General features: G+C 54.2%; 21 protein-coding genes. 16 read left to right on the top strand and 5 right to left on the bottom strand.

What is annotated here, in order from left to right; translation table 11 throughout:
* The 4 genes from WD071_RS10320 to ribA form a co-directional block, all read right to left on the bottom strand.
* Positions 1-378, bottom strand: a complete 378-nt coding sequence (locus WD071_RS10320; RefSeq protein WP_368048293.1) for a 6-pyruvoyl tetrahydropterin synthase family protein — start codon at positions 376-378, stop codon at positions 1-3.
* Between the two features lie 84 nt (positions 379-462).
* On the bottom strand, positions 463-1,506 hold the full coding sequence (locus tag WD071_RS10315; RefSeq protein WP_368048292.1) for a hypothetical protein: 1,044 nt from the start codon (positions 1,504-1,506) through the stop codon (positions 463-465).
* On the bottom strand, positions 1,503-2,228 hold the full coding sequence (locus WD071_RS10310) for a RibD family protein (RefSeq protein ID WP_368048291.1): 726 nt from the start codon (positions 2,226-2,228) through the stop codon (positions 1,503-1,505). The genes WD071_RS10315 and WD071_RS10310 overlap by 4 nt, the downstream gene beginning before the upstream one ends.
* Entirely contained in the window at positions 2,206-2,886 is a 681-nt protein-coding gene (gene ribA / locus WD071_RS10305) for a GTP cyclohydrolase II (protein WP_368048290.1), read from the bottom strand. The genes WD071_RS10310 and ribA overlap by 23 nt, the downstream gene beginning before the upstream one ends.
* A gap of 197 nt (positions 2,887-3,083) precedes the next feature.
* Between ribA and WD071_RS10300 the strand changes: the two genes are divergently transcribed.
* Genes WD071_RS10300 through WD071_RS10290 form a run of 3 tightly spaced genes read left to right on the top strand, consistent with a single transcriptional unit; the run spans position 3,084 to position 6,056 of the window.
* Positions 3,084-4,163 carry a glycosyltransferase family 4 protein gene (locus tag WD071_RS10300; protein ID WP_368048289.1) on the top strand — a complete coding sequence of 360 codons (1,080 nt, stop codon included), beginning with the start codon at positions 3,084-3,086 and terminating at the stop codon, positions 4,161-4,163.
* Positions 4,160-4,960 (top strand): hypothetical protein, encoded by an 801-nt coding sequence (locus WD071_RS10295; protein ID WP_368048288.1) that lies wholly within the window; start codon positions 4,160-4,162, stop codon positions 4,958-4,960. Before WD071_RS10300 ends, WD071_RS10295 begins: the two co-directional genes overlap by 4 nt.
* Positions 4,961-4,964: 4 nt before the next feature.
* Positions 4,965-6,056 (top strand): GGDEF domain-containing protein, encoded by a 1,092-nt coding sequence (locus WD071_RS10290; protein WP_368048287.1) that lies wholly within the window; start codon positions 4,965-4,967, stop codon positions 6,054-6,056.
* Between the two features lie 50 nt (positions 6,057-6,106).
* On the opposite strand, the gene WD071_RS10285 is transcribed toward WD071_RS10290, so the two are convergent.
* Positions 6,107-7,159: an acyltransferase family protein gene (locus WD071_RS10285; protein ID WP_368048286.1), complete on the bottom strand. Its 1,053-nt coding sequence runs from the start codon at positions 7,157-7,159 to the stop codon at positions 6,107-6,109.
* Between the two features lie 276 nt (positions 7,160-7,435).
* Between WD071_RS10285 and WD071_RS10280 the strand changes: the two genes are divergently transcribed.
* From WD071_RS10280 to asnB, 13 genes are all read left to right on the top strand, one after another.
* The gene (locus WD071_RS10280) at positions 7,436-7,957 is read left to right on the top strand and encodes a transcription termination/antitermination protein NusG (RefSeq protein WP_368048285.1); all 522 of its coding nucleotides are present in this window, start codon (positions 7,436-7,438) and stop codon (positions 7,955-7,957) included.
* On the top strand, positions 7,954-9,117 hold the full coding sequence (locus WD071_RS10275) for a hypothetical protein (RefSeq protein ID WP_368048284.1): 1,164 nt from the start codon (positions 7,954-7,956) through the stop codon (positions 9,115-9,117). The genes WD071_RS10280 and WD071_RS10275 overlap by 4 nt, the downstream gene beginning before the upstream one ends.
* Before the next feature lie 82 nt (positions 9,118-9,199).
* A complete protein-coding gene (locus WD071_RS10270; protein WP_368048283.1) occupies positions 9,200-9,781 on the top strand; it encodes a polysaccharide biosynthesis/export family protein in 582 nt (193 codons plus the stop codon).
* 62 nt (positions 9,782-9,843) lie between these two features.
* Positions 9,844-11,331: a GumC family protein gene (locus WD071_RS10265; protein ID WP_368048282.1), complete on the top strand. Its 1,488-nt coding sequence runs from the start codon at positions 9,844-9,846 to the stop codon at positions 11,329-11,331.
* Between the two features lies 1 nt (position 11,332).
* Positions 11,333-12,016: a tyrosine-protein kinase family protein gene (locus tag WD071_RS10260; RefSeq protein ID WP_368048281.1), complete on the top strand. Its 684-nt coding sequence runs from the start codon at positions 11,333-11,335 to the stop codon at positions 12,014-12,016.
* A complete protein-coding gene (locus WD071_RS10255) occupies positions 12,006-13,034 on the top strand; it encodes an exopolysaccharide biosynthesis polyprenyl glycosylphosphotransferase (RefSeq protein ID WP_368048280.1) in 1,029 nt (342 codons plus the stop codon). The genes WD071_RS10260 and WD071_RS10255 overlap by 11 nt, the downstream gene beginning before the upstream one ends.
* Before the next feature lie 85 nt (positions 13,035-13,119).
* Positions 13,120-14,484: a nucleotide sugar dehydrogenase gene (locus tag WD071_RS10250; RefSeq protein WP_368048279.1), complete on the top strand. Its 1,365-nt coding sequence runs from the start codon at positions 13,120-13,122 to the stop codon at positions 14,482-14,484.
* Between the two features lie 4 nt (positions 14,485-14,488).
* Positions 14,489-15,838 carry an O-antigen ligase family protein gene (locus WD071_RS10245; RefSeq protein ID WP_368048278.1) on the top strand — a complete coding sequence of 450 codons (1,350 nt, stop codon included), beginning with the start codon at positions 14,489-14,491 and terminating at the stop codon, positions 15,836-15,838.
* Positions 15,835-17,073, top strand: coding sequence for a glycosyltransferase (locus WD071_RS10240; RefSeq protein ID WP_368048277.1), 1,239 nt, complete (start codon positions 15,835-15,837; stop codon positions 17,071-17,073). Before WD071_RS10245 ends, WD071_RS10240 begins: the two co-directional genes overlap by 4 nt.
* Positions 17,070-18,215: a GNAT family N-acetyltransferase gene (locus tag WD071_RS10235; RefSeq protein ID WP_368048276.1), complete on the top strand. Its 1,146-nt coding sequence runs from the start codon at positions 17,070-17,072 to the stop codon at positions 18,213-18,215. The genes WD071_RS10240 and WD071_RS10235 overlap by 4 nt, the downstream gene beginning before the upstream one ends.
* 26 nt (positions 18,216-18,241) lie before the next feature.
* On the top strand, positions 18,242-19,330 hold the full coding sequence (locus WD071_RS10230; RefSeq protein ID WP_368048275.1) for a polysaccharide deacetylase family protein: 1,089 nt from the start codon (positions 18,242-18,244) through the stop codon (positions 19,328-19,330).
* Positions 19,327-20,814, top strand: coding sequence for a lipopolysaccharide biosynthesis protein (locus tag WD071_RS10225; RefSeq protein ID WP_368048274.1), 1,488 nt, complete (start codon positions 19,327-19,329; stop codon positions 20,812-20,814). Before WD071_RS10230 ends, WD071_RS10225 begins: the two co-directional genes overlap by 4 nt.
* Positions 20,815-20,824: 10 nt before the next feature.
* Positions 20,825-22,795: an asparagine synthase (glutamine-hydrolyzing) gene (gene asnB / locus WD071_RS10220; protein WP_368048273.1), complete on the top strand. Its 1,971-nt coding sequence runs from the start codon at positions 20,825-20,827 to the stop codon at positions 22,793-22,795.
* Positions 22,796-23,010 lie beyond the last annotated feature (215 nt).

Below are 23,010 nucleotides of genomic sequence, written 5' to 3'. Positions count from 1 at the left end.
TCAGAAACTTTTCCGGTAGGCCGCCCAGCACGTCGCATTTTCCCAAAGCTTTACACTTAATGACCCCTTGCCAGGCGGCTTTACCTTGCCCAGCATGCGCTCACAGATGATGCGGCTGAAATGTTCTATGCTGGGATTGAGCCCGGCAAATTCGGGTTTTTCATTCAGCATGCTGTCACGGAAATCGTCCACAATGCTGTCAAGCGCGGCTTCGATTTCAACGATGTCCACCAGATAACCATGCTTGTCGAGCTCGGCTGCCTCGATACTTATTTCCGCGACATAGTGATGTGCATGCGGGGAGTTCTCACTACCCCAGTCACCGCCGATCAGGAAGTGATTGGCGATAAAATCTTTGGTTACGGCGACAGTGTACATAATGCTTCTCTCTATACTGGCTAAACTGGATATAAAAACTAAACCGATTATACTAAAAAGCGCGATGGTGCCGCTTGCAGGGTGCTACTCGTAGATAAAAACCGCTTGCAATACGTCCTCGTGACTATTGTGCAAAAGTTTATACAACGTGTCGGCCTCGCTCAGTGTCTTGCGATGGCTGATCAGCGTTTGTGGCTGCAGACGCCGGATCATCTGCCAGGCAATGTCAAAACGGCGCGCTTTGTCCCAGCGCCCTGACAGACCCGGCGCCAACGTACTGACCTGACTGGTTGTAATGTTCAGGCGGTTGCGGTGGGCATCACCACCCAGTGCAATAGCGGCGGATTTTTTGCCGTACCAGCTACCGATAACAATGCGGCTGTCGAACCCGCTCAAGGTAATGGCCAGATTGAGCGCATCGGGCACGCCGCTGACTTCATAAATCAGGTCAGCGCCTTTACTTTCCAGTAATTCGTGTTGCAGGCCCGACAGATCGGCCTGCGGATCAAAGCTGCCATCGGCGCCCAGCCTGGTCGACAGTTGACGGCGTTTTCCTATCGTATCCAGCGTATAAAGTGCAGACAGCGGATGCACCGCCAGCACCGCGCTGAGCAATAAACCAACCACCCCCTGCCCCAATACCACCACCTGCTCACCCAGCATGGGCGCGCCATCCTGCACCAGATTGACAGCGGTTTCCATGTTGGGCAAAAACACAGCGGCCTCGGTTGTCACATCGTCGGGCACAGGTGTCAGTTGCCCGGTGGTGGCCACAAAATGCGAAGCATGCGGCTGAAAGGAAAACACACGTTGACCCAGCCAGGCAGCATCCGCACTGTCACCAATGGCAATCACTTCACCGACACAGGCGTAACCATATTGCAGCGGGTATGACGATGCCGATTGCAGTGATTGCACGCTGGCATCAAGCGCCATTTCGTCAGGCAGCTGACCTCGATAGACCAGCATTTCCGTCCCGGCGCTGATCGCTGAACGCAGGCTTTTTACCAGCAACTGACCCGGCCCTGGCGCTGCCAGTTGTGCCGATCTGATTTCCACTTGCTGCGGAGCCGTAAACCATAATTGCTCTGCCAGCACCGGTTCCGGATTATGCGCGGCTGCTGTCATGTGTTGTGCCCATCATTGTGCTTTTTGAAATTCACCTGACCCCACATAATAAGATCTGCACCCAGTGATTCGGCAAACAGCGGTGATATCTGCGGCAACAGATCTCTGTCATCAAACGCCAGATTCCCGACTGCTTTGTAACCACCCACCAGTCTGGGCGCGATGGTCAGCACCATGGCATCCACCAGCTTCTGCCGTAAAAAGCCGGTAATGACATTGGCGCCGCCTTCGACCATGAGGCTGTAGATACCGCGTTTTTTGAGTTCACGCAACGCTTCATGCAAAGACACCTGCCCGGTTTCGTCTCCGGGCAGGCGGATAATTTCCAGGGCCGAATCTTCCGGGCATTTGGCATCTGCGCTGGTCAGCACCCAGCAACGTTTTTCCGACAGGTGACACAGGCGGGCGGCGGGCGGCATCCTGAAATGGGCATCGAGCACAATGGGCTGCGGATCGGGACCGTCCCACTGCCGTACATTGAGCCGGGGATCATCGGACAATACCGTACCAATGCCTACCAGAATACCATCATGCAGGCTGCGCAGATGATGCGTCAGTTGCATGGCCGGCTCACCGCTTAAGGCCAGGGGTTCACCCGAGTGCAAGGTGATACTGCCATCCCAGCTCTGGGCATAACTCAGGGTGACAAACGGGCGGTCGCTGGCATCAAACTGCTCGCGTTGAGCCTGCAACCAATCCTCAATTTGCTGATTGAGGTTCATTGTCTTCCCGGGTGTTTTCCCTGGCATCAACCGGCATCACCAACATGTGATCCATTCGTCTGGCTTTGGTACGCAGATAGGTTTCGTTATCAGCATGCACCGGCGCCTCCAGCGACACCCGCGAACTGATCCTGATGCCCGAGGCCTGCAAGGCGGAAATCTTCAATGGATTGTTGGTCATCAACTGCACTGAGGTCACACCCAGATCGTCCAGAATACAGGCGGCCAGCGAGTATTCGCGTTCATCAGCGCCGTGGCCCAGCAGCAGATTGGCATCCACAGTATCGTAGCCCTGATCCTGCAGGTTGTAGGCATCCAGCTTGGACATCAGACCGATACCGCGACCTTCCTGACGCAGATAGACAATCACGCCCCGGCCCCTGGCCGCTACCATGGCCATGGAGCGCTGCAGCTGCTCGCCGCAGTCGCAACGGCGCGAGCCCATGACATCGCCGGTAAAACACTCTGAGTGCACACGCGTGAGAATATCGTCACCGGCCACATCGCCCATGCAAAATGCCAGATGTTCCTTGTTGTCCACGGAATTGGTGTAGTACACCAGCTGAAAGTCGCCATGTTCAGTCGGAATACGACCCGAGGTGATCCGGTTCACTGTTGGTTTGCTGTTGCTGGTATTGACTGCCCTGAGGTTCATCATAATGTCAAATACTACGGTGCGGCCGTGCAATAGGCAAGCTACCGCCTTCGGTTGATTGGACTGCGCTCGTTTATCGTTTACGCTCGTCGACACAATCCGGTTTGCTGCGCCGGTAACTTTGTTGTCATATTGCCATTTGGTAAGCACGCCGCAAACGCATACAATGATGGCCCGATTGAGTTGGACGGATGAGCTTTTTGAAGCCAGAACTGTACTTTGTTTTTCCCGGCGCACTATCAACACTGACCGGTGGTTACGCCTACGATCGCGAGTTGATCGTGGTGCTGGAAGCCGCGGGCATCAAGGTTCACCCTGTCGCCCTCTCCCCTCGCTTCCCCGCCCCTGATCAGGCGGCGCTGGCCGATGCCGGCGCGCAATTGGCAGGCATTCCCGACAATGCCCTGGTACTGGCCGACGGCCTGGCTTACGGCGTCATGGACGCCATAGCAGAGGCAGAGCACAAGCGCCTGAACATTATTGCCTTATGCCACCACCCGCTGGCACTGGAATCGGGACTTGACGCCGAGGCAGCCGCCCGGCTGTTCACATCCGAGAAAAACGCGCTCAGGCTGGCCTGCGCTGTTGTGGTCACCAGCCAGGCGACGGCAGCGCTACTGCAAAGCCGGTTCGATATTGCCGCCGATAAAATTACCGTTGCCCTGCCGGGTACACACAAACAGGTCTTTGCGCCTTGCCGTGGCAATCCGCCCCGCCTGCTGACAGTGGCCACGCTGACCCGGCGCAAGGCCCACGATGTGCTGATAGCGGCGCTCGCACGCATTCACACCCTGGATTGGACGGCACGCTTTGTCGGCGGTGATCATTTCGACCTCGTATGGGCATCCGGCCTGAAAGAACAATGCGCGAATCTTAACCTTGGCGAGCGAATCTGCTTTGCCGGTAGCCTGGATGATTTAAGTGCTGAGTACGCCGCCGCCGACATGTTTGTGCTGCCGTCACGCTTTGAAGGTTATGGTATGGTCTTCGCGGAAGCACTCGCATTCGGCCTGCCGATTGTGGCTGCGCAGGCGGGTGCCGTGCCCGATGTTGTGCCGGCAAGCGCGGGGGTGCTGGTACCCCCCGATGACGTTGACGCACTGGCAGCAGCGCTGCAGGGTATTCTGAGCCGGCCCGCACAGTTTAAGGCACTGCAACAGGGCGCCCGGACAGCCGCAGCCGGGCTTCCCGGCTGGCAGGATACCGGCGACAAAGTCATACAACTGCTGCAGACAGTTGCCACCAACACACAATACAAAAACCATGAGGCATACCCATGAGCGGATTTTCCGTCGATTGGCTGGACTTGCGCGAGCCGGCGGATTTCGCCGCCCGCAATAAAGAGCTGGCTGCGGCCTTGGTCAATTACCTGCAGTCTGACGCAGACATTTCACCGATCATCGTCGACCTGGGCTCTGGCACCGGGTCCACTCTGCGAGCGTTGACCAGACTCGGGGCGCACAGATGTGTCTGGCGCCTGGTGGATAACGATCCGGCACTGCTTAATGAAGCGCTGCGCCGACACGGGCAGGCGGAAATCGTGGAGGATTACCAGGCCGATCTGCAGGACATTGATGCCCTGCCACTGGGCGGTGCAGCCCTGCTGTCCGCTTCTGCGCTGTTCGATCTGGCGTCTGCCGACCTGATCGACGCGCTGATCGCCAGGCTGCGCAAACAACCAACAGTATTCTACGCCGCGCTGAACTACGATGGCCGCACCGAGTGGACACCAACACACCCGCTCGACCAGGCGGTGCTGGACGCATTCAATCAGGATCAGCGTCGCAACAAGGGTATGGGCTCGGCCCTGGGGCCGGATGCTGCCAGCTACCTGCAAACCGCATTGCAGAGTGCCGGATACCGCGTTGAAATGCGTGCCAGTCCCTGGCTGTTGGGCTGCGAGCAACAGGCTTTGATGGAAGATCTGATCCACGGTATTCGTGCTGCGGTTGCTGATGGCGACGGCCTGTCCGGGGCTGAACTGGACGACTGGCAGGCATTTCGTTTGGCGCATGTCGCTACCGGCCATGCGCTGATCGGGCACATTGACGTGCTGGCCTTTCCGGCACTGGAGTAACACCATGGCTTTCCTGTTTGAATCGCAGCCCACAACATTGACCAGTGCCGGCGCCGCTCGCCATCAGGCGCGTCTGGTGTACGCTGTACTGATCATCATGACGCTTTATCTTGCGGTGATAGGCAGCCTCAACGTATTTGTTTTTGCATCGTACACCCTCGCTGCGCTGGATTATGCAGGCGCGCTCGGGGTGTTTCTGGCCCTGTTGTACTTTCATCGCTCCGGGCAATTACTGATTGCGTCCTGGCTGGTCGTTGTCATTGTAATAGGCGTTTTGCTCAGCTTTATTCACTTGGCTGAGGGACGCAATTATTCCGTCATCTGGGTCACCATACTGCCCCCGGTAGCGTTCTTCCTGTTAGGGCGCCGCGCCGGTGCCTGGCTCAGTGGTCTGGTATTTGTTTATGTCATTACCTTCATTTATCTGCAGCTGCCGACCTGGCCACCCGCGCAGATGACACTTGGCGCCTGGTTGAACATTGTTGAGGTACTGCTGGCTCAATGGTTTCTGTTCCGTCTGTATGAGCGTTCCCGGGCAGAAGCTTTTGCCGAGCTGGAGCACCTGTCGGTGACCGACAAACTGACCGGCCTGTCCAATCGCAGCCACCTGGATCTGCTGTTGCAGCAGGAAATCGAACGCCACCGTCGCAGCGGCGAACCGCTCACCCTGGTGCTGTGCGATCTCGATCATTTCAAGCACATCAATGATGAACACGGTCACCTGACCGGTGACAAAATTCTGCAGGAATTTGCCGGGGTTCTGATGCGCCATATGCGCAGCAACGATATATGCGGCCGTTGGGGTGGGGAGGAGTTTCTCATCATCTGTCCCGACACCGCTGTAGATTCCGCTGCAGCCATTACCAACAAATTACGCGCAGCCATCAACGATACGCCTTTCAGCAACGGACTCAGCGTTGGTTTGAGTTTTGGTATCGCCAGCCTGCAACATAGCCAGGATCAATCGGATCAGCTGCTGCGCCGCGCTGATGACGCGCTGTATGATGCCAAGCGGCGAGGCCGGGCCTGCGCCGTGATAGCAACATCTGACGGTTCCTTCGAGCCGGTTTCCGCAACAACAGGAACACCACTTTAACGCCTGACAGGCTCGCATCCATTTGTCCGGCGAAACAGTTGTCTGAAGGCTTACAGCCTGGCAGTCTGAACCTGGCTGCCCGCCAGGCCAAACGCCGTCGGGCGTTTATACAGAAAACCCAGCCAGGTATCTTTAATCAGTCCGTATATAAGCAGCGGCACCACAACAGCAACACCTGTTATCAGCAGACTGGCCCAGCCAACATCAGGAATGACTCCGCTGTCGGCCAACAGTTTCAGCGCTATTTTCATGGGCAGGAAAAAACTCAGATAGATGACGATGGAATTTGCGCCACAATAGCGCAGACCCTCGGCCCAGTTATGCCCTGCCAACAGGCTGCCCGCGGCGACAATGGCCGCCGCCCCCATGAAGCCGAGCAGCAGGCTTATGCCGGCAATGCCATCGTTGCCGCTGGCGGTAAAGCCCACATTTATCAACGCCCACAGGATTAGTCCAACCACCGTGGCGCGAGGCCAGGAAGGAAGCTGACGGGCAAATGCAAAGATCCAGGGCGCAGCGGCGTATCCGGCAAAAAAGTAGATATAACGATCAAAAAACCGATCGGCCACACTCCAACCGGTGTTTATCCAGCCAAGATGAAAGGCGACATGCAGACCGGCGGCCAACATAAAAACAAGCCACAGGGGCGCCTTGCGCAGCAGGCGTGTCGTCATGTAGAAAATCGCCAGCATGTGAACAAACCAGAGCGTATTCACAGGTTCCACCCAGGCGAAAAGAAACATTGAAACGAATTCAACAGGGTTATTAATCAAGAGACCTGACTCTGTCACGCCGAGCTGGATCAGTAACCAGATCAGATAGAAGTAGACGAAGTGCACGAATTTGCGATCGACATACTGACGCAATGGGCTGTTTATGGATGCGGACAGAAACAGACCGGCCAGCAGGAAAAAATCCGGCATCCTGAAAGGCCGGGCGAAAGCAACCACATGGTGCAACCAGCCTTCACTGCCTACCGCCGCACCATAGTCGAGGGTGGCATGCATCATCACCACCATGACGATGCAGATGCCTTTGGCGTAGTCAACCCAGGCTACTCTGACCGTCGGTAAATGGATGGAGCCTGCGCTGGCAACGTACATGTTACTTTCCCCTGGCACTGATTCAGTAGCCTTACACCGTACGGAAACACCACGAATACATCCATCAGGGTTTTACCTGATATCCGGGAGATCCACACGTGATCTGACCAGGGCTCCACATGAAGGGGTTTTGATCATGAAAAGCAGGGTATTCACGCATCGCCATAAACATTATCCGGACCTAAGATGGGCGCCTCAAAGAAACTTATTGAAACACCGGCAACCCGGTGTGGAAGGGGCGGAGCCTTGACGACTGTTATGCAACAAGATCATCACATGGATAACTGCACCCCGGTGCAGGCAAGCTGGCATGTATTGTGGACACACAGCAACTACGAGCGGTCCGTTTACGAACAGCTGAGTGCAAAGGGTTATGAACTGTTTTTCGCCAAAATAGATCAATGGATAGCCAGCAATAAAGGTAAACACCTGGTTCGTGTTCCCATGTTTCGCAGTTATCTGTTTATTCGCCATGCCATCGGCAAACATGACTATATCGATATCAACAAAACCAAAGGGCTGGTCCGCATTCTGGGTGATCGCTGGGATCAATTGGCCAGCATCCCGGATCACGAGATCGACTCCATACGAGCGGTTTGTGCATCTGATTGCCCTGTCCGCGCCTACCCTTTCCTGAAACATGGCGACCGTGTACGCATGGTGCGCGGCAGCCTGAAAAATACCGAGGGTATTTTGCTCAGGAATGACGATCACACCGGCCTGCTGGTGATTTCAGTCGCATTGCTCAACCGAAGTGTTTCCGTGGAAGTAAATTGCACAGATGTGGTGCCCCTATGACGATCAGATTTTCGACAAGTGTAACCAGCGGGCTGTTTGGTATAGCCGTACTGGCTTCCCCGGTCCAGGCAACAACGTTTGTGGTGCCCAGTTTTGCCATTGGCGTGCTGACGGACGACAACGTTTTCATCACGGCCGATAACCGCCAGAAAGATGTTATCACCCGGCTAAGCCCGGGCTTGACGGCAGGTTATGAGTCAGAGCGCCTGCAGCTTGGCGCCAGCTACAGTCAGGATATCGAATCTTACCGCGACAACCCGGACCTGGACGCAACCGACATGCGCCGCTACGCAAGCGCAGATCTGCTCTACCGCCTGAGCGAACTGGTGGTGTTTTCGGTGGATGCCGTGCACACAGAATCACGGATACCTGCGGAATTGAACGTCAGCTCCGGTGCCGGCGAAGGCCGTATCCAGGGCCAGCGAAGCAGCATCAATCCGGCACTGAGTTATCGTTTCAGTGAAAGATCAAGCGCCCGGATTGACTACACACACACACGCGACAGACTCGCTGATGAAGCCGAGGGTGAGACCAACGCACTTAACGTCGAATACGAACACGTTCTGACCCCCAATAGTCAAATGACCTACGGGTACACTTACACCCATTTTGCTTTTGACAACCTGATGGTGGGGACAATGGATCAGAACGAGGCGGTCCACACACCACGTATTGGCATTGTGCATAACTTCAGTGCGTTCACTACCTTGTCAGCACAAGCCGGGCCCAGCTATTCCGAGGATGAAGTGGGCGCCAACGTGGCCATCCTGCTTCAGCGCCGCTACAGCAACGGTCAGTTTACCTTTGGTTTTGATCGTAGCGCCGCTAGTCTCGTGGGTGAACCCGGTCTTGTTGAGCTCAATGTTGTCAACGCAACGATGAGCCACGATTTCACCAACCGTTTCAGCGTCAATATAACGGCCAGCTATAGCGAAGTGCTGCGCAAAGATATCGTGCTGTCCGATGCTGACGTGGCTCGCGCAAGCGTCGGTGCCCGTTACCGTATCAATGACTACACCGCCGTTGACGCCAGCTTCAGTCACAGCAACCAGCACACCACCCTGCTGGATCGGAAAAGATCCATTCCACGCAATGTCGCAATGCTGACCCTGACGTTTTCATATCCGCGCCGATCCGAGCCTGTTGCTTTTGCGCGCTAGAACCATCGGCGCACGATAATGCCGTCCGCTGTTCAGAAATCATTTTGCCATCCATGCATTCGCTAAAGCACCGGAGATTTACATGTTCGACGTCAACCCAGGTCTCACTAAACCCGCCTTGATTCTACTGGCGCTGCTTGCATTGCCGGCAGCAATGGCGCAACAAACCACATTCTCAGATTACCGAATTGGCCCATCCGATGTGTTGTCCATCACAGTATGGCAGCAACCCGAACTCAGTCGTACCGTCGCGGTACGCACTGATGGCTTTATTACCTATCCCCTGCTCGGCGACATGGCCGTAGCCGGCATGACACCTACGGAGCTGCGCGACGAAATAGCACGTGATCTGGAAGCGTACGTCAATATCATGCTCAGCGAAATCACGGTCGCGGTAGACGAGATAAACAGCTACACCGTATCGGTGCTGGGTGAGGTCAAGACACCAGGACGCTTCAGCTTTCAATCCCAGGTAACGGTACTTGATGTGTTGGCCGAGGCCGGTGGGTTCACGCCATTTGCCGACACACGAGATGTGATGATCCTGAGAATCGAAAACGGCGAGACCAGACGCATTGAATTCGACTACCGCCGGGTTATCAGGGGCCGGTCGAGCCCTGAGGAACTGACGGTATATCCCGGCGATATCATCATGGTGCCCTGAGAGCTGACAACGTTGGCTCTAGCTCTACAAAACTCTTTAATATCAGTGCAGGTGAAATCTTGTTGGAAAATATTCTACAAATCTGGTCGCGTCGAAAGTGGTGGTTGCTTGCGGGCTTTGTTTTTGCGATCGCGACCTCGGCCAGCCTGATCTATGCCTTGCCCGACCTGTACCGCAGCTCTACCACCGTACTCATCGGACAGGATGCCATCGCAGGTTCCTTTGTCACGTCCGACAGCAGCAACCAGCTGGATCAGCGACTGCACATGATACGTCAGGAATTGTTAAGCCGGGAGCAACTGCTTGATCTGATCAACCGCTTCAATCTGTACGAAGGGATGCTGCAGGGTACACCAACACAGGTTGTGCTGGCCCGGATGAGGAAGGACATCAACATATCCCAGTCAACCACCAGCCAGGTCAGCCTGCAAAGAGGTCAGGTGGCGCCGATGGAAGTGCGCATCAGCTACCAGGGCTGGACCGCGGAACAGACTGCGGAGGTGACCAATGCACTGGCCGATATCTACCGTGAAAAATACGAGGGAATCCGTATTGGCCAGGCCAGCAGAACAACCGAATTTCTGCGTGAACAGCTTGACCGGGTTGCTCAGCGTATGTCGGCGCAGGAAAAAGACATAGATCTTTTCCGAAATCAGAATCTGGGTCAATTGCCACAACAGGAGAGTATGAACCTGGCAACCCTGGAGCGCCTGAACGCGGATCTTCGCCTCAACAGGGAGCGCCAGGTACAGTTACTAAATCGGCGCAGCGAAGCGCAGGCTAACGGCTTTGGGGCCGTGGTTGGCGTGGCCGGCGAATCCCGTCTGGATCGACTGCGCCGGGAACGTATTGTCATGGGTGCCCGATACAACGAATCACATCCGGTCATGATCCGTTTGCAAAATGAAATACGGGAACTTGAGCAACAGACGGTGCAATCGGAAGGCCTGGGCGACATCATACCGGAGATTAGCGCCAGCGAAGAACTGCGCCGACTGCAAAACGAGGAAGCAACACAGCGCGCGGAAATAGATTCGCTGCTGCGACGATTGCAGATGTCACCCGAGATTGAACAAACGCTGGGCCAGATGAACAATGCCTATAACACCATACGTGAAGAATTTCTCGCCTTGCAGCGCCGGTTTCAGGAAGCACGTCTTGTCGAGTCACTGGAATCACAACAAACCCAGCAATTCCAGGTTCTTGAGCGAGCGTTACCGCCCGATTTTTCATCCGCGCCGAATCGACCACGACTCCTCACTATGGCGTTTGCTTTGACGATTGGTGGCCTGTTCGCTCTGGTATTCATCGTCGAGCAAATAAACCAGAATTTTTACAGCACACACGATGTCCGGGCCTTCACTTCGGTACCCGTGATAACCAGTATAGGCCGGATTCAAACAACCGCAGAGAAACTCAGAAGAGGCCTTGTTGCCATGACCGTTGCAATCATTTTTGTGATCAGTGTTTTGCTTATTTCAGCCTTCGCGTACAGCAATGGTCAGACTGCCAAAGGTCTGGTCTGGATAGTGGCAGGCAACAATGCTTGACATGAAAAACACCAAAACGATGAACCCCAGACTGGTCAGCCTGTTGCAGCCTAATTCGCAGGACTCACAGCGCTATCAGCGCTTGCGGCTGGCGGTGGAAAATCTTCCTCGCCTACAAGCAGGCGTCGTAGTGGCCGTTACCAGTCCGTCTGATGGTGAAGGCAAAACCCTGACGGCAATAAATCTTGCCGGCGCGCTGGCGCAGAATCCGATGCGTAAAGTGCTATTGATGGAGCTCGATCTGCGCGCCTCCAGAAAATCGATAAAAGACTACCTTGGGGTGAAAAAGTGGTCACCGCCGGGTGTCGTCGACAGCATTGTTGGCAACAACGAAAAGTGGCAACAGCTAACCGATTACATCCCTGCGTTTAATCTTCACCTGTTGACCGCAGGACAGCATACTCAGTCACCTTATGAGGTACTCAACGCACCGCAGATGGGAGAAATGATCAATGACGCTCGCCGCAATTTTGACTATGTGGTGCTTGATACCGCCTCGGTAACGTTATATCCCGACACACAATTGATTTCAAAGTGGGTCGACAAATTTATTGTACTGGTTTCATCAGGCAAGACCTCAAAGCATACGCTTGAAGAGTGCTTCAATCTGATGTCACCCGACAAAGTCATGGGAATAGTATTTAATGAATGCAATGACTCAGGTTATGAGAGAAATGGCCACTAATGTGCGGGAGATTCGCAACAAACGCGTGTTGATTCTGGGCACCGGCATGTTCGCAATAACCCTGGCCAACGAGATTCTTGCGCGCCCCGAATGCGGCCTTACCGTCATAGGTATGGTCTGTGAAAACGAAGCAAGCACCGCCCACACCTTAAAGGTTCCGGTGCTGGGTGGGATAAAACGCCTGTCCCAGATAATCCTGGAACAGAAACCGGACCGGATTATTGTGACCTTGAGCGATCAGCTCATGTCGCGCTACTGCAACTGCCTTGTTGAGGACAAATTTTTCCGTCATATCCAGATTGACAATGGCGAGGAATTCTATGAAAACCTGACCGGCAAGCTTGCCATCGACACTTTATCGCACAGCTCTCTCATTCTTTCCAAGGATTTTCAGCTGTCTGTCAGCACACAATATCTGTCACGGTTCTTGAGTTTTATGTTTGCCTTGATCGGACTGACGCTGTTGACGCCATTGATGCTGCTTATCGCCATCCTGATAAAAATTGACTCCAGTGGTCCGGTATTTTTCATACAGAACCGGGTTGGAATGGGCAACAGCAATTTCAATCTGTACAAATTCCGCACCATGACACCAGCGACCGAAAAAACCTCCGAATGGGCTTGCGACAATGAAGCCCGAATCACACGCATCGGACGCATCCTGCGCAAGTTCAGGTTGGACGAATTGCCACAATTCATCAATGTGCTGCGCAACGATATGAATATCGTGGGACCACGCCCTCACCCATCGTCCAATTACGAGCTGTATGCGCTGGTGTCGCGCAATACACCAGAAAGTGGCAATCAGATCCCTTACTACTACCTTCGCTGTCTGGTACGGCCGGGCATCACCGGGTGGGCCCAGGTGAAATATCGTTATGCCAACAACCTGGGTGAGGAAATCGAAAAACTTCGCTTTGATCTGTACTACATAAAGCACTACTCGTTATGGCTGGATACAAAAATACTGTTCGAGACCGTCAAAGTTGTTGTGATGGGACACGAACAGCGGCACTGAAAATCCCTGACAGCAGATCTCCATCCGCACCCCCGATTGCCAATCATGCCTGGTTCTCCAATAATCGCTTTTAAGGACAACTGCTATGCCAAACCTCAATATCGTCAAGCAACAAAGTTCACCACCAGCTATTCAGTGCAACTATCAAAGCCAGTTGGCGGAAAGAATCACAGACCATTCAGCCAAAGTGGTCATTATAGGCCAGGGATATGTCGGTTTACCGCTTGCAGCCGAATTTGGCCAGGCCGGATTTCGGGTTATCGGCCTGGATATTGATCGCGATCGCGTCAAGAAACTGAACCGGGGTGAATCACTGACACCGGATGTCAGCAATGATGCCCTGCTTAAATTGAGAAATAGCGGCTACTACGAAGCCAGCTGGGATTTCTCGGTTCTGCGCAGTACCGATGTCATATTGATCTGTGTACCCACACCCCTACGCAAGTCCAAGGATCCGGACATTTCCTACATACTGGCCACCCTGGAGCAGGTGGTGCTCTACCTGTGCCCCGGACAATTGATTATTCTGGAGTCAACGACGTATCCCGGCACCACCGAGGAGCTGTTGCTGCCAATGTTCGAAGCCAAGGGCTATACCGCCGGTGACGATGTTTTCCTGGCGTTCTCACCTGAACGGATTGACCCGGGCAATAAACAGTTCATGGTCAAGGACATACCCAAAGTGACCGGCGGTATTACGCCCGCCTGCACAGATCTGGCAGCCTTGTTTTATCGTCAGATTGTTGACCGTGTCGTTAAAGTGTCAAGCCCCAGGGTTGCAGAGCTGGCAAAGCTATACGAGAACGTATTTCGCAGCGTGAATATAGCGCTGGCCAACGAGTTCTCCCTGATGTGCCGTCAGCTTGACGTGGATTCGCGAGAAGTCATTGACGCCGCCGCCAGCAAACCCTTTGGTTTTATGCCTTTTTATCCTGGCCCGGGCATAGGCGGACATTGCATTCCGATTGACCCGGCCTATTTGTCCTGGAAAATGAAATTCAGCAATTATCAGGCACGTTTCATTCCACTGGCGGAAGAGATAAATCAATCGATGCCCGGTCACGTGGTAGATCTCGTCAGCGACGGCCTGAACGAGAGCAGGCTGAGCATAAATGGCGCCAACATCCTGGCCATCGGTGTAGCGTATAAACGCGGCGTGGGTGATACGCGTGAGTCTCCTGCGATACACGTGATTGAAAGTCTGATCAAACTCGGCGCCAATATCACTTACTCAGATCCGCATGTCGCCGAAATCTCCCTGGCCGGGGACACCTACCAATCTGTAGAGCTCACTACCGTGGTCTTGTCGTCATGCGACTGTTTGTTGATTCTGACCGATCATCAGGAATTCGACTATCACAGCATGTCCGTATACGCACCCCTTATCGTTGATACCCGAGGCACCATGCGCGGTATCAACGGTGGCAGTGCGAAGATACTGAGCCTGTGATTTAGTGCGCACTACAGGAACACCAGGATGGTGGCGCCCGGATGCATCACCCGACCAACCGGCTGATGCAGCTGGCAACGGCCGCCCCAACGCCAGACCCAACAAAGGTTCATCTGACGAAAGCAATTTGCCGTTTTATGCGTTGCTGTTGTTCACCTTTATTCTGTTTCTGGCGCCACAACAGATATTCCCGGTACTGGCACCGCTGCGTATCGCCATGCTGTCAATCGTTTTGGTTTCCACAGTTCATGTGGGTAGCCGCCTGGCGCGCGGCCTGCCCGTCCTGCACTGTCCACCCGGTGTCATTATCGCGCTGGGTTTGACTGCCTGGGCGATATGTTCCATCCCTTTATCGTTGTGGCCAGGTGGCAGTCTGAACTTTCTGACCGGAAAATACTTCAAGACCATTATTGTGTTCCTGCTGCTGGCATCAGTGATCAATTCAGCAGAACGGTTAAAAGGTATCAGCTGGGCCCTGGTAATCATGGCGGTGCCACTGGCGTTGACTGCGATCAACAATCTGTTGTCAGGTGTCACCATGGAGGGTGGTCAGCGCATCGTCGGTTACGACGCGCCGCTGGCTGAAAATCCCAACGACATGGCTTTGTTGCTGAACCTGCTGCTGCCATTGGCGATCGGACTGTTCCTTGGCGCGACCAGTGTATTGAGAAAGATGATTCTGCTCGCAATGGTGACATTGATGGTGGCCGGGGTGATAGCGACGTTTTCACGCGCGGGGTTTCTGACCCTGGCGGTGACCTTTGTCTGTTATCTCTTCCTGCTGCGCAGGCGACCAGGACGCTTCTTTGCACCCGCCATTCTGGTGATCGCAATAGTGGCATTACCGATCATGCCTGGTGACTATATTGGCCGACTCAGCACCATTACTGATGTGCAGTCGGACGAAACCGGGTCTGCGCAGATTCGACTCCGCGATTCCGTTACCGCCGTAAGACTGGTCCTGGAAAATCCGTTTCTGGGAACCGGTGTCGGCACCAATGCACTGGCAATGAATGATGCCCGCGGCAGCACCTGGACAGAGATCCATAATGTCTACCTTACAATTGGCGTGGAACTGGGTCTGCCCGGTGTGATTCTTTTCCTGATGTTGTTGATTGCAGCGATAAAAGCAGCTCACGCCATGGTGTTGCAGACCAGAGCCCAGCCGCAGCTCTATGGTCTTCACTGCCTGGCCGAAGGCATCAAGGTCAGTCTCATCGCGTTTAGTGTTGCCGCTTTTTTTCACCCTGTTGCTTACCATTTCTATTTCTACTATATCGCCGGGCTGGCCATGGCATTAAGCCAGATATCGTTGCCTGACACATTGAATGTCGCGGAAGGGAATCGTTTGTGAGTACTAAAACATCTGTCAGCTCGACTTCACCGGCGCGTATACGTCTGCTTAAGGTCACTACCAACTTCGCCAGTGGCGGCACAGAAGGCCAGATTCATAAATTGAGCAAGGCCCTGGATCACGATCTGATTCATCTGCAGTTTGCCTGCCTCAAGAAATTCGGGCCGTTTCTGGATGATCTGGAAGCGTCAGGTATACCTGTGCACGAATTTCCGATTGGCACGTTTTATCAATTAAAGACCTACACACAAATCTGGAAGCTGGCCTCATTCATGCGCCGGGAACGCATTCAGATTTGCCACAGCTACAACTTCTATTCAAACCTGATTGCAGTACCGGCAGCTAGCCTGGCAGGCATTCCGGTGGTGATTATCTCCATTCGTGACCGCGGTGTGTACCTTTCGTCCATGCAAAAACGTGTGCAGCGCTGGACGTGCAGGTTTGCCGACAACATCCTGGTCAATGCTGAAGCCATTCGCCATTGGTTGATTGACCAGGGCGTAAATGAACGCAAGATCGAAGTGATCAGGAACGGTATCGACATGCGTCCGTTTGAACAGGCCAGCACTGCATCAGGCACTCACGCTGAGCTGGGCATTCACGCTGAGCTGGGCATTCCCGCTGACGCACGGCTTGTAGTCATGCTGGCGCGGCTGAACCCGCAAAAAGGCATTGACGAGATTCTACATGCTGCACAGCACGTCAAGAAACGCCACCCGGATGTGCATTTCCTGATTGTAGGGGAACGGCTCGAATCCAGAAACGGCAGAATTTTCCAGGACGCAGACTATCATCAGCGTCTGCAGGATCTGACCGATAGTCTCGGCATAAATGAGTTTGTCTGGTTTACCGGACATCGCGCTGACACGGCGTCGCTGTTGTCCCAGTCAACATTGTCGGTGTTGCCATCACACAGCGAAGGTCTGTCAAATTCACTGATCGAATCCATGGCTGCCGGTCTGCCTCTGGTAGCAACAGATGTGGGCGGAAATCCGGAACTGGTCACTGATGGGATCAATGGCCTGTTGGTGCCGGTCAGGAACGTTGCCGCGCTGGCGACAGCGATCAATACCATTCTGGATGATCCGGAAATGGCTGCGCGTTTTGGCGCCGCGTCCAGACGAATGTGTATGGAACAATTCTCAATGGAAAAAATGGTCACTGCAACCCAACAGATCTATCAGCGCGAATTGCACAGGCACACTGAACCGGCGACCAGGGAGAATGCAAATTGAGCACCTTTGAAAGCAAATGGATCAGTGATACCGAGGACTTCCGGGCGCTTCAGCATGAGTGGAACGAACTCCTGCGCAGCAGCACCTGCAACACCCTGTTTATGACCTGGGAATGGCTGTTCACCTGGTGGCAGCATTTGGCCGAACGTCGCAAACTGGCGATTCTCACCATTCGCCAGGACGGTCGGCTGATGGCAATCGCACCGATGACAATTAAGCCACCGGACCTCAGGCGCATGGTGCCGTTTTCTGTCATGGAGATTATGGGTACCGGCAATGTGGGCTCAGACTATTTGAGTTTGATCGTTCGCAATGGCGCCGAAACCAGCTTTATGCCGGCAATCACTGCGGCGCTGTTCAAGCGCAATTATGCCATGGAGATCAGCGCTACCGAACGCAGTTCCAGAGTCATGGCGATGGCAATGCTGGGGCTGAACGATCTTGGTTGCCGCACCGGGCAACAGGCTCAGTGTCTCTGCCCCTACATTGATCTCAGGGAACAGACCTGGGAGAGCTATATGAAGAAGACTCACCAGTCCGGTAAATCCCGCTTCGACAAGAAACTGAGGAGGCTGGAGAAGGAGTACTCGCTGCGCTTCGAGCAGACGCAGTTGGAATCTGAACGCGGTCAAAATCTGGCTACACTGATAGAGCTGCATTTGCAGCGCTGGAACGGCAAGGGCGGATCAAATGCATTCGACTCACAGGCACTACGCGACTTTCACCAGACTTTTTCTGCCATTGCCCTGCACAACAACTGGCTCCGGTTATTCATCATGTGGCTGGATGACAAACCGGCGGCGGCTGTGTACGGCTTTTTCTACAATCACGTTTTCTATTACTACCAGGCCGGATTTGATCCGCAATTCAGCCAATACAGCGTTGGTTACCTGGCCATCGGTCTTACCGTACAGAATGCCTTAATCGAAGATGCCATCGAGTATGACCTGCTGCGCGGCGAAGAAGAGTACAAAAATGCATGGGCAACCAGCGCACGTGAATTGCTGAGATTAAACATATTCCCGCCAACAGCCAAAGGCCGACTCTGTCAACGCTACCTGGCACTGCGCAAGCGCACAAAGGAACTGATCGTAGAGCACGCCCCGGACAGCATCAGGGAACGGGTTTTTGCCCAGGCCTGACAGCCAGAAACGAATTTGGAGATTGTATGTCCACCCTTAGACGCTTTGTAAAAAGTGCGACCGCCAGAACCATTTGCCAGTTGTCCGTAGATAAAGTCATTGGTAACCATAACGGATTCGCCGATCGTCCCCTGATCATCTGTTACCACCGGGTGGTGCAGGATTTCGCCGATGCCGCCACCCGTTCGATGCCTTCTCTGCTGGTAAGCGTCGACATGTTTGAAAAGCAGCTCGACTGGCTCGCCCGCCACTACACCATGGTCTCCCTCGACGAAATTCTGGCCCATGGCAAGAGTTCTCCCCATGAGAACGGAAGCAAAGGGAAAAAGCTGGCCAGTGTCACGTTTGACGAGGGTTACGCTGATTTCTACTGGAATGCTTTCCCGATATTAAAGCGCAGAGGTATACCGGCATCGGTTTTTGTTGTTAGCGATCTGGTGGGCACGGCAAAATTGCAGACGCATGATGAATTGTACCTGATGCTGTCACAATGGCTGAAGGCACCTGCACCGTTGCAATGCAAGGAAAACCCTGGGCTGGTAACTGACCTGGAAAGTGCATTGCAACAACACCCTGAACCCTATTACGCCGTCAGGCATGTACTGGCCAGTTTCTCTCAGTCAGAGGTACTCGATATTCTGGCGTTGTTGCGCGAGCAGGTGAACATTCCCGCAGGGCTGCGCGAGGAACTGGCGCCGATGGACTGGGATATGTTACGCACACTGACCGCTCAGGGCATGACCATTGGATCTCATACTCGCTCGCACGCCCTGCTGCCAAGGCACGCGCAAGAAAGTATCAACAGCGAGACACGTGGCTCCCGCTTAGCACTGGAGCGAGAACTGGGGGTTGCGGTGAAACATTTCGCCTACCCTGACGGGCAGTTTGACGAACGCATCGCTGAAGCCATCGAAGTGGCGGGCTACGAAGCTGCGTATGCGATCTGTGATCACCAAAGTCATATTCGCCCGCTTTACACCATGCCACGTCAGGTGTTGTGGCAAAACGCTTGTGTCGATGAAACCGGTACGTTTTCGCCAGCCATTCTCAGATGTCTGGTTAACGGCGTTTTTCAACGCACCAACCAGTGCACACAGGACCACCTGAAAAGATGACGGCGCCAGAAGCACTTTTCCGTCCGGTCATGGTGCTGATGTCAGGCCGGTTGCTGGGGTTCATAGCGGCTTTTTTTATTCCCATCGTGCTGGCCCGGGTATTCGACCAGAACGACTTTGGTACCTATAAACAGTTATTCCTGATTCATGCCACACTGTTCGGGTTCGCTCAACTGGGCATGGCCGAAAGTCTGTACTATTTCCTGCCCATGGAATCCAGGCGTGGCGGTGCCTATATTGTAAATGCGCTTCTCCTGATGGGCGCGGCCGGATCGGTGTGTGCAATGATGTTGTGGTGGCAACGCGAGAATGTAGCGGCGCTGCTCAACAACCCTGGTCTGACGCCATGGCTACCCTACGTTGGCATCTACCTGCTGTTGATACTGCTGGGGCTGGTGCTGGAAATCGTACTCACCGTCAGGAAACATCATGTCGGTGCCTCGGTGAGTTATGCGGGATCCGACCTGGTGCGCGCGCTGCTGTTTGTGGCACCGGTGCTGTGGGTCGCAGACCTGGGCTGGCTGATGGGTGGCGCGGTCGCATTTGCGTTAATCCGGCTTTGCGTAACACTGTTGTATCTGACTCGCTCGTCGGCGATTGAGTTAAAAACCGATAGCCATCATTTACGCCAACATCTGGCCTACGCCTTGCCATTCGGACTCGCCGGCGTCATTGAAGTCCTGCAGCTCAATTTCCATTTGTACGCCGTATCGTATTACTTTGATGCAGCGACTTTTGCCATCTATGCGGTGGGCTGTTTGCAGGTGCCGCTGATAGACATTCTGATGTCATCAACATCAAATGTGATGATGGTGAATATGCGTCAGAAGGTAACGGAAGACAATCGCATTGCTGCCCTTGCCATCTGGCTTGACTCGGTTCGCAAAATTTCATTGATGCTGTTTCCGCTGGTTGCACTTCTACTGTTAGTGGCACCGGTGCTGATTGTTATATTGTTTGGAGAAGCATATCGTGCGAGCGTCCCCGTCTTCATGGTATGGACGACCAGCACCTTGCTGGTTTGTCTGCTGACTGATGGCGTACTGCGCGTTTTCGCCCAGAATCGTTACCTGATTTTTCAGAACCTGCTGCGACTCGCCATCATCGTCGCTCTCATCCAGTTCTTCATTACCCAGATGCAGTTGATAGGCGCAGTTCTGGTCACTACCTTGGCGGCTGCCGTTATCAAGGTAGTCGCCCTGCATCGTGTAAAAACATTGTTAAGTACCACCTGGTCACAAGTGCTGCCCTGGCGCAGCCAGTTGTATACCGCGCTCATCTCCGGTCTGGCAGCCCTCCCCTGCCTGTTGCTGCTAAATCAGGTACAACAGGGCGCCCTGATGACGCTGTTCAGTGTCAGCGCTTTGTACTCACTGACTTATGCTGTGCTACTTCTGGGCCCGGGGCCGCTGAGTGTCGAAGAAAAATCTCAGCTCCGGGCCTGGATAGCCAGCCCTTTCTTACGCTATCGAACCGACCCCTGAAGGAATATTTATGTGTGGCATTGCCGGAATAGTAGGAATACGCGGGGAGCCCGTGTATCACAATGAAGTGAAAGCCATGTGCGACGCAATGGTACATCGTGGACCCGATGATGATGGCTATTTTGTTGAAGCCAACGCCGGGCTGGGCATGCGCAGGCTCAGTATCATTGACGTGGAACAGGGTCATCAGCCGGCGTGGAACCAGGCCCGGGATATCTGCGTGGTACTTAACGGGGAAATATACAACTACAAGGAGCTACGTCAGCAATTGCTTGCGCGCGGACATGAGTTCAGAACCCACTCTGATACCGAGGTAATTGTGCATCTGTATGAAGAGATGGGGGAAGCCTGTGTCGAACAATTGCGTGGCATGTTTGCCTTCGCAGTCTGGGACAGGAAAAAAGAACTGCTAATTCTGGCCCGTGACCGACTCGGCATCAAACCCCTGTATTACGCGCAAGCCCGGGGACGCCTGCTGTTCGCCTCTGAAATGAAGGCGCTTTTGCAACTTCCTGACATCAAAAAAACGTTCAACTGGGAGTCCGTCAGTTATCTTTTCTCTTTTCTGTCTACGCCCCCCGATGAAAGCGTATTGACGGGCGTGCACAAACTGCAGCCGGGTTACCTGCTCAGACTGCGCCAGGGCGGCGAACCGGAGTTGAAACAGTACTGGAATGTGCAATTCACTGCCAACCACGATCGCAGCGAAAAAGACACCATTGAAGAACTGCGAGCGCAGCTTGATGAAGCGGTTCGCTACTGTATGGTCAGTGACGTGCCAGTGGGTGCATTCCTCAGCGGTGGACTGGACTCAAGCTCAGTGGCAGCCCTCATGTCGCAACAACAAAATTCACCGATACAAACGTTCTCCATTGGTTTTGTTGATCCGGCCTACGATGAAACGCCGTTTGCTCGCGAGGTGGCCGATGCCATCGGCAGTGATCATCATGAACTCATTCTGGACGCCGACATCGCCAGTCAGATGCACGACCTGGCCTGGTACCTGGATGAGCCCTTCGGTGACTCATCAGCCATTCCCACCTACATGGTTTCCAGACTGGCCACCAAACATGTCAAAGTTGTCCTGTCGGGCGATGGTGGTGATGAAATCTTTGCCGGTTACGACAAGTACATGGTGGAAGGAAAGGAGCGGCAGCGCCTGCACTTGCCACAACCGCTGAGTCGCATGGCCAGTGCCCTGGCAACATTGATGCCGGAAGGTGCCAGGGGCCGTAATTTTCTGCGCCACATGACGCTTAAAGGCGCCGATCGCTATCTTGATGCAACCAGTCTTTTTGCAGCAGAACAGAAAGCATCCTTGTTCAGACCGGAGATTGCAGAACAGATACTGGCCGCAGACAGTTGGCAACACGCCAAAAGCGCACTGCTGAACTCAGGTGACAGTCATTGGCTGTCAGCGCTGCAGTACCAGGACATCAAGTCCTATCTGCCGCTGGACATTCTCACCAAAGTGGATCGCATGAGCATGGCCAACTCACTGGAGGCACGCGTGCCCCTGCTTGACCATAAACTGGTGGAATTCGCCGCCACCATTCCGGCGGACATGCGTGTCAAACAAGGCCGCACCAAATATGCATTCAAGGAGGCCATGCGCGGTACGCTGCCTGATGCCATTATCGACCGGCGCAAGCAGGGATTCGCCGTGCCGCTGGGCCACTGGTTTCGTGGCGAACTGAACAGTTTTGTCAGGGATCTGTTGCTGTCAGAACGCAGCCTGGCACGTGGCATTTTTAATGCAGCGTATATCCAGAAGCTGTTGCTGTTGCAGGAGCGTGGCCGCCCTCTTGATCAGCACCTTTGGATGCTTGTCTCCTTCGAACTGTGGTGTCGCACCTTCATGGATCAGAACCTGGTTCCCCGCGCCCTGCGCACGACGCACCACCGGTCACAGGTGTCAGAGAATCGCACGACGGCTGCTCATTGTCCGGAGTTGTTATTCAGTTACTCGGAAGGCCGCTGAACAGATTTTGCCCGGGCCGATACGCTGACCACGGATCCGACCAAGGGTTTTTCCATGCCAGCTTCAGTGCTTCACCTGATAGAGGTGACGCATGCAACCCCCTATCCTGACCCTGTGCGTCACATAGCTGAAAAGCCTGCTTGCAAAATCAGATTTTCAGGGACTGCTGGTGACGCTGATCGACCCCTTCGCCCAGGGATGGGACGGAGTGTGGG

It is taken from the genome of Pseudohongiella sp. (genome assembly GCF_040877505.1).
Taxonomy (GTDB): Bacteria; Pseudomonadota; Gammaproteobacteria; order Pseudomonadales; family Pseudohongiellaceae; genus Pseudohongiella.
This window is presented reverse-complemented; position numbering and strand designations above follow the sequence as displayed.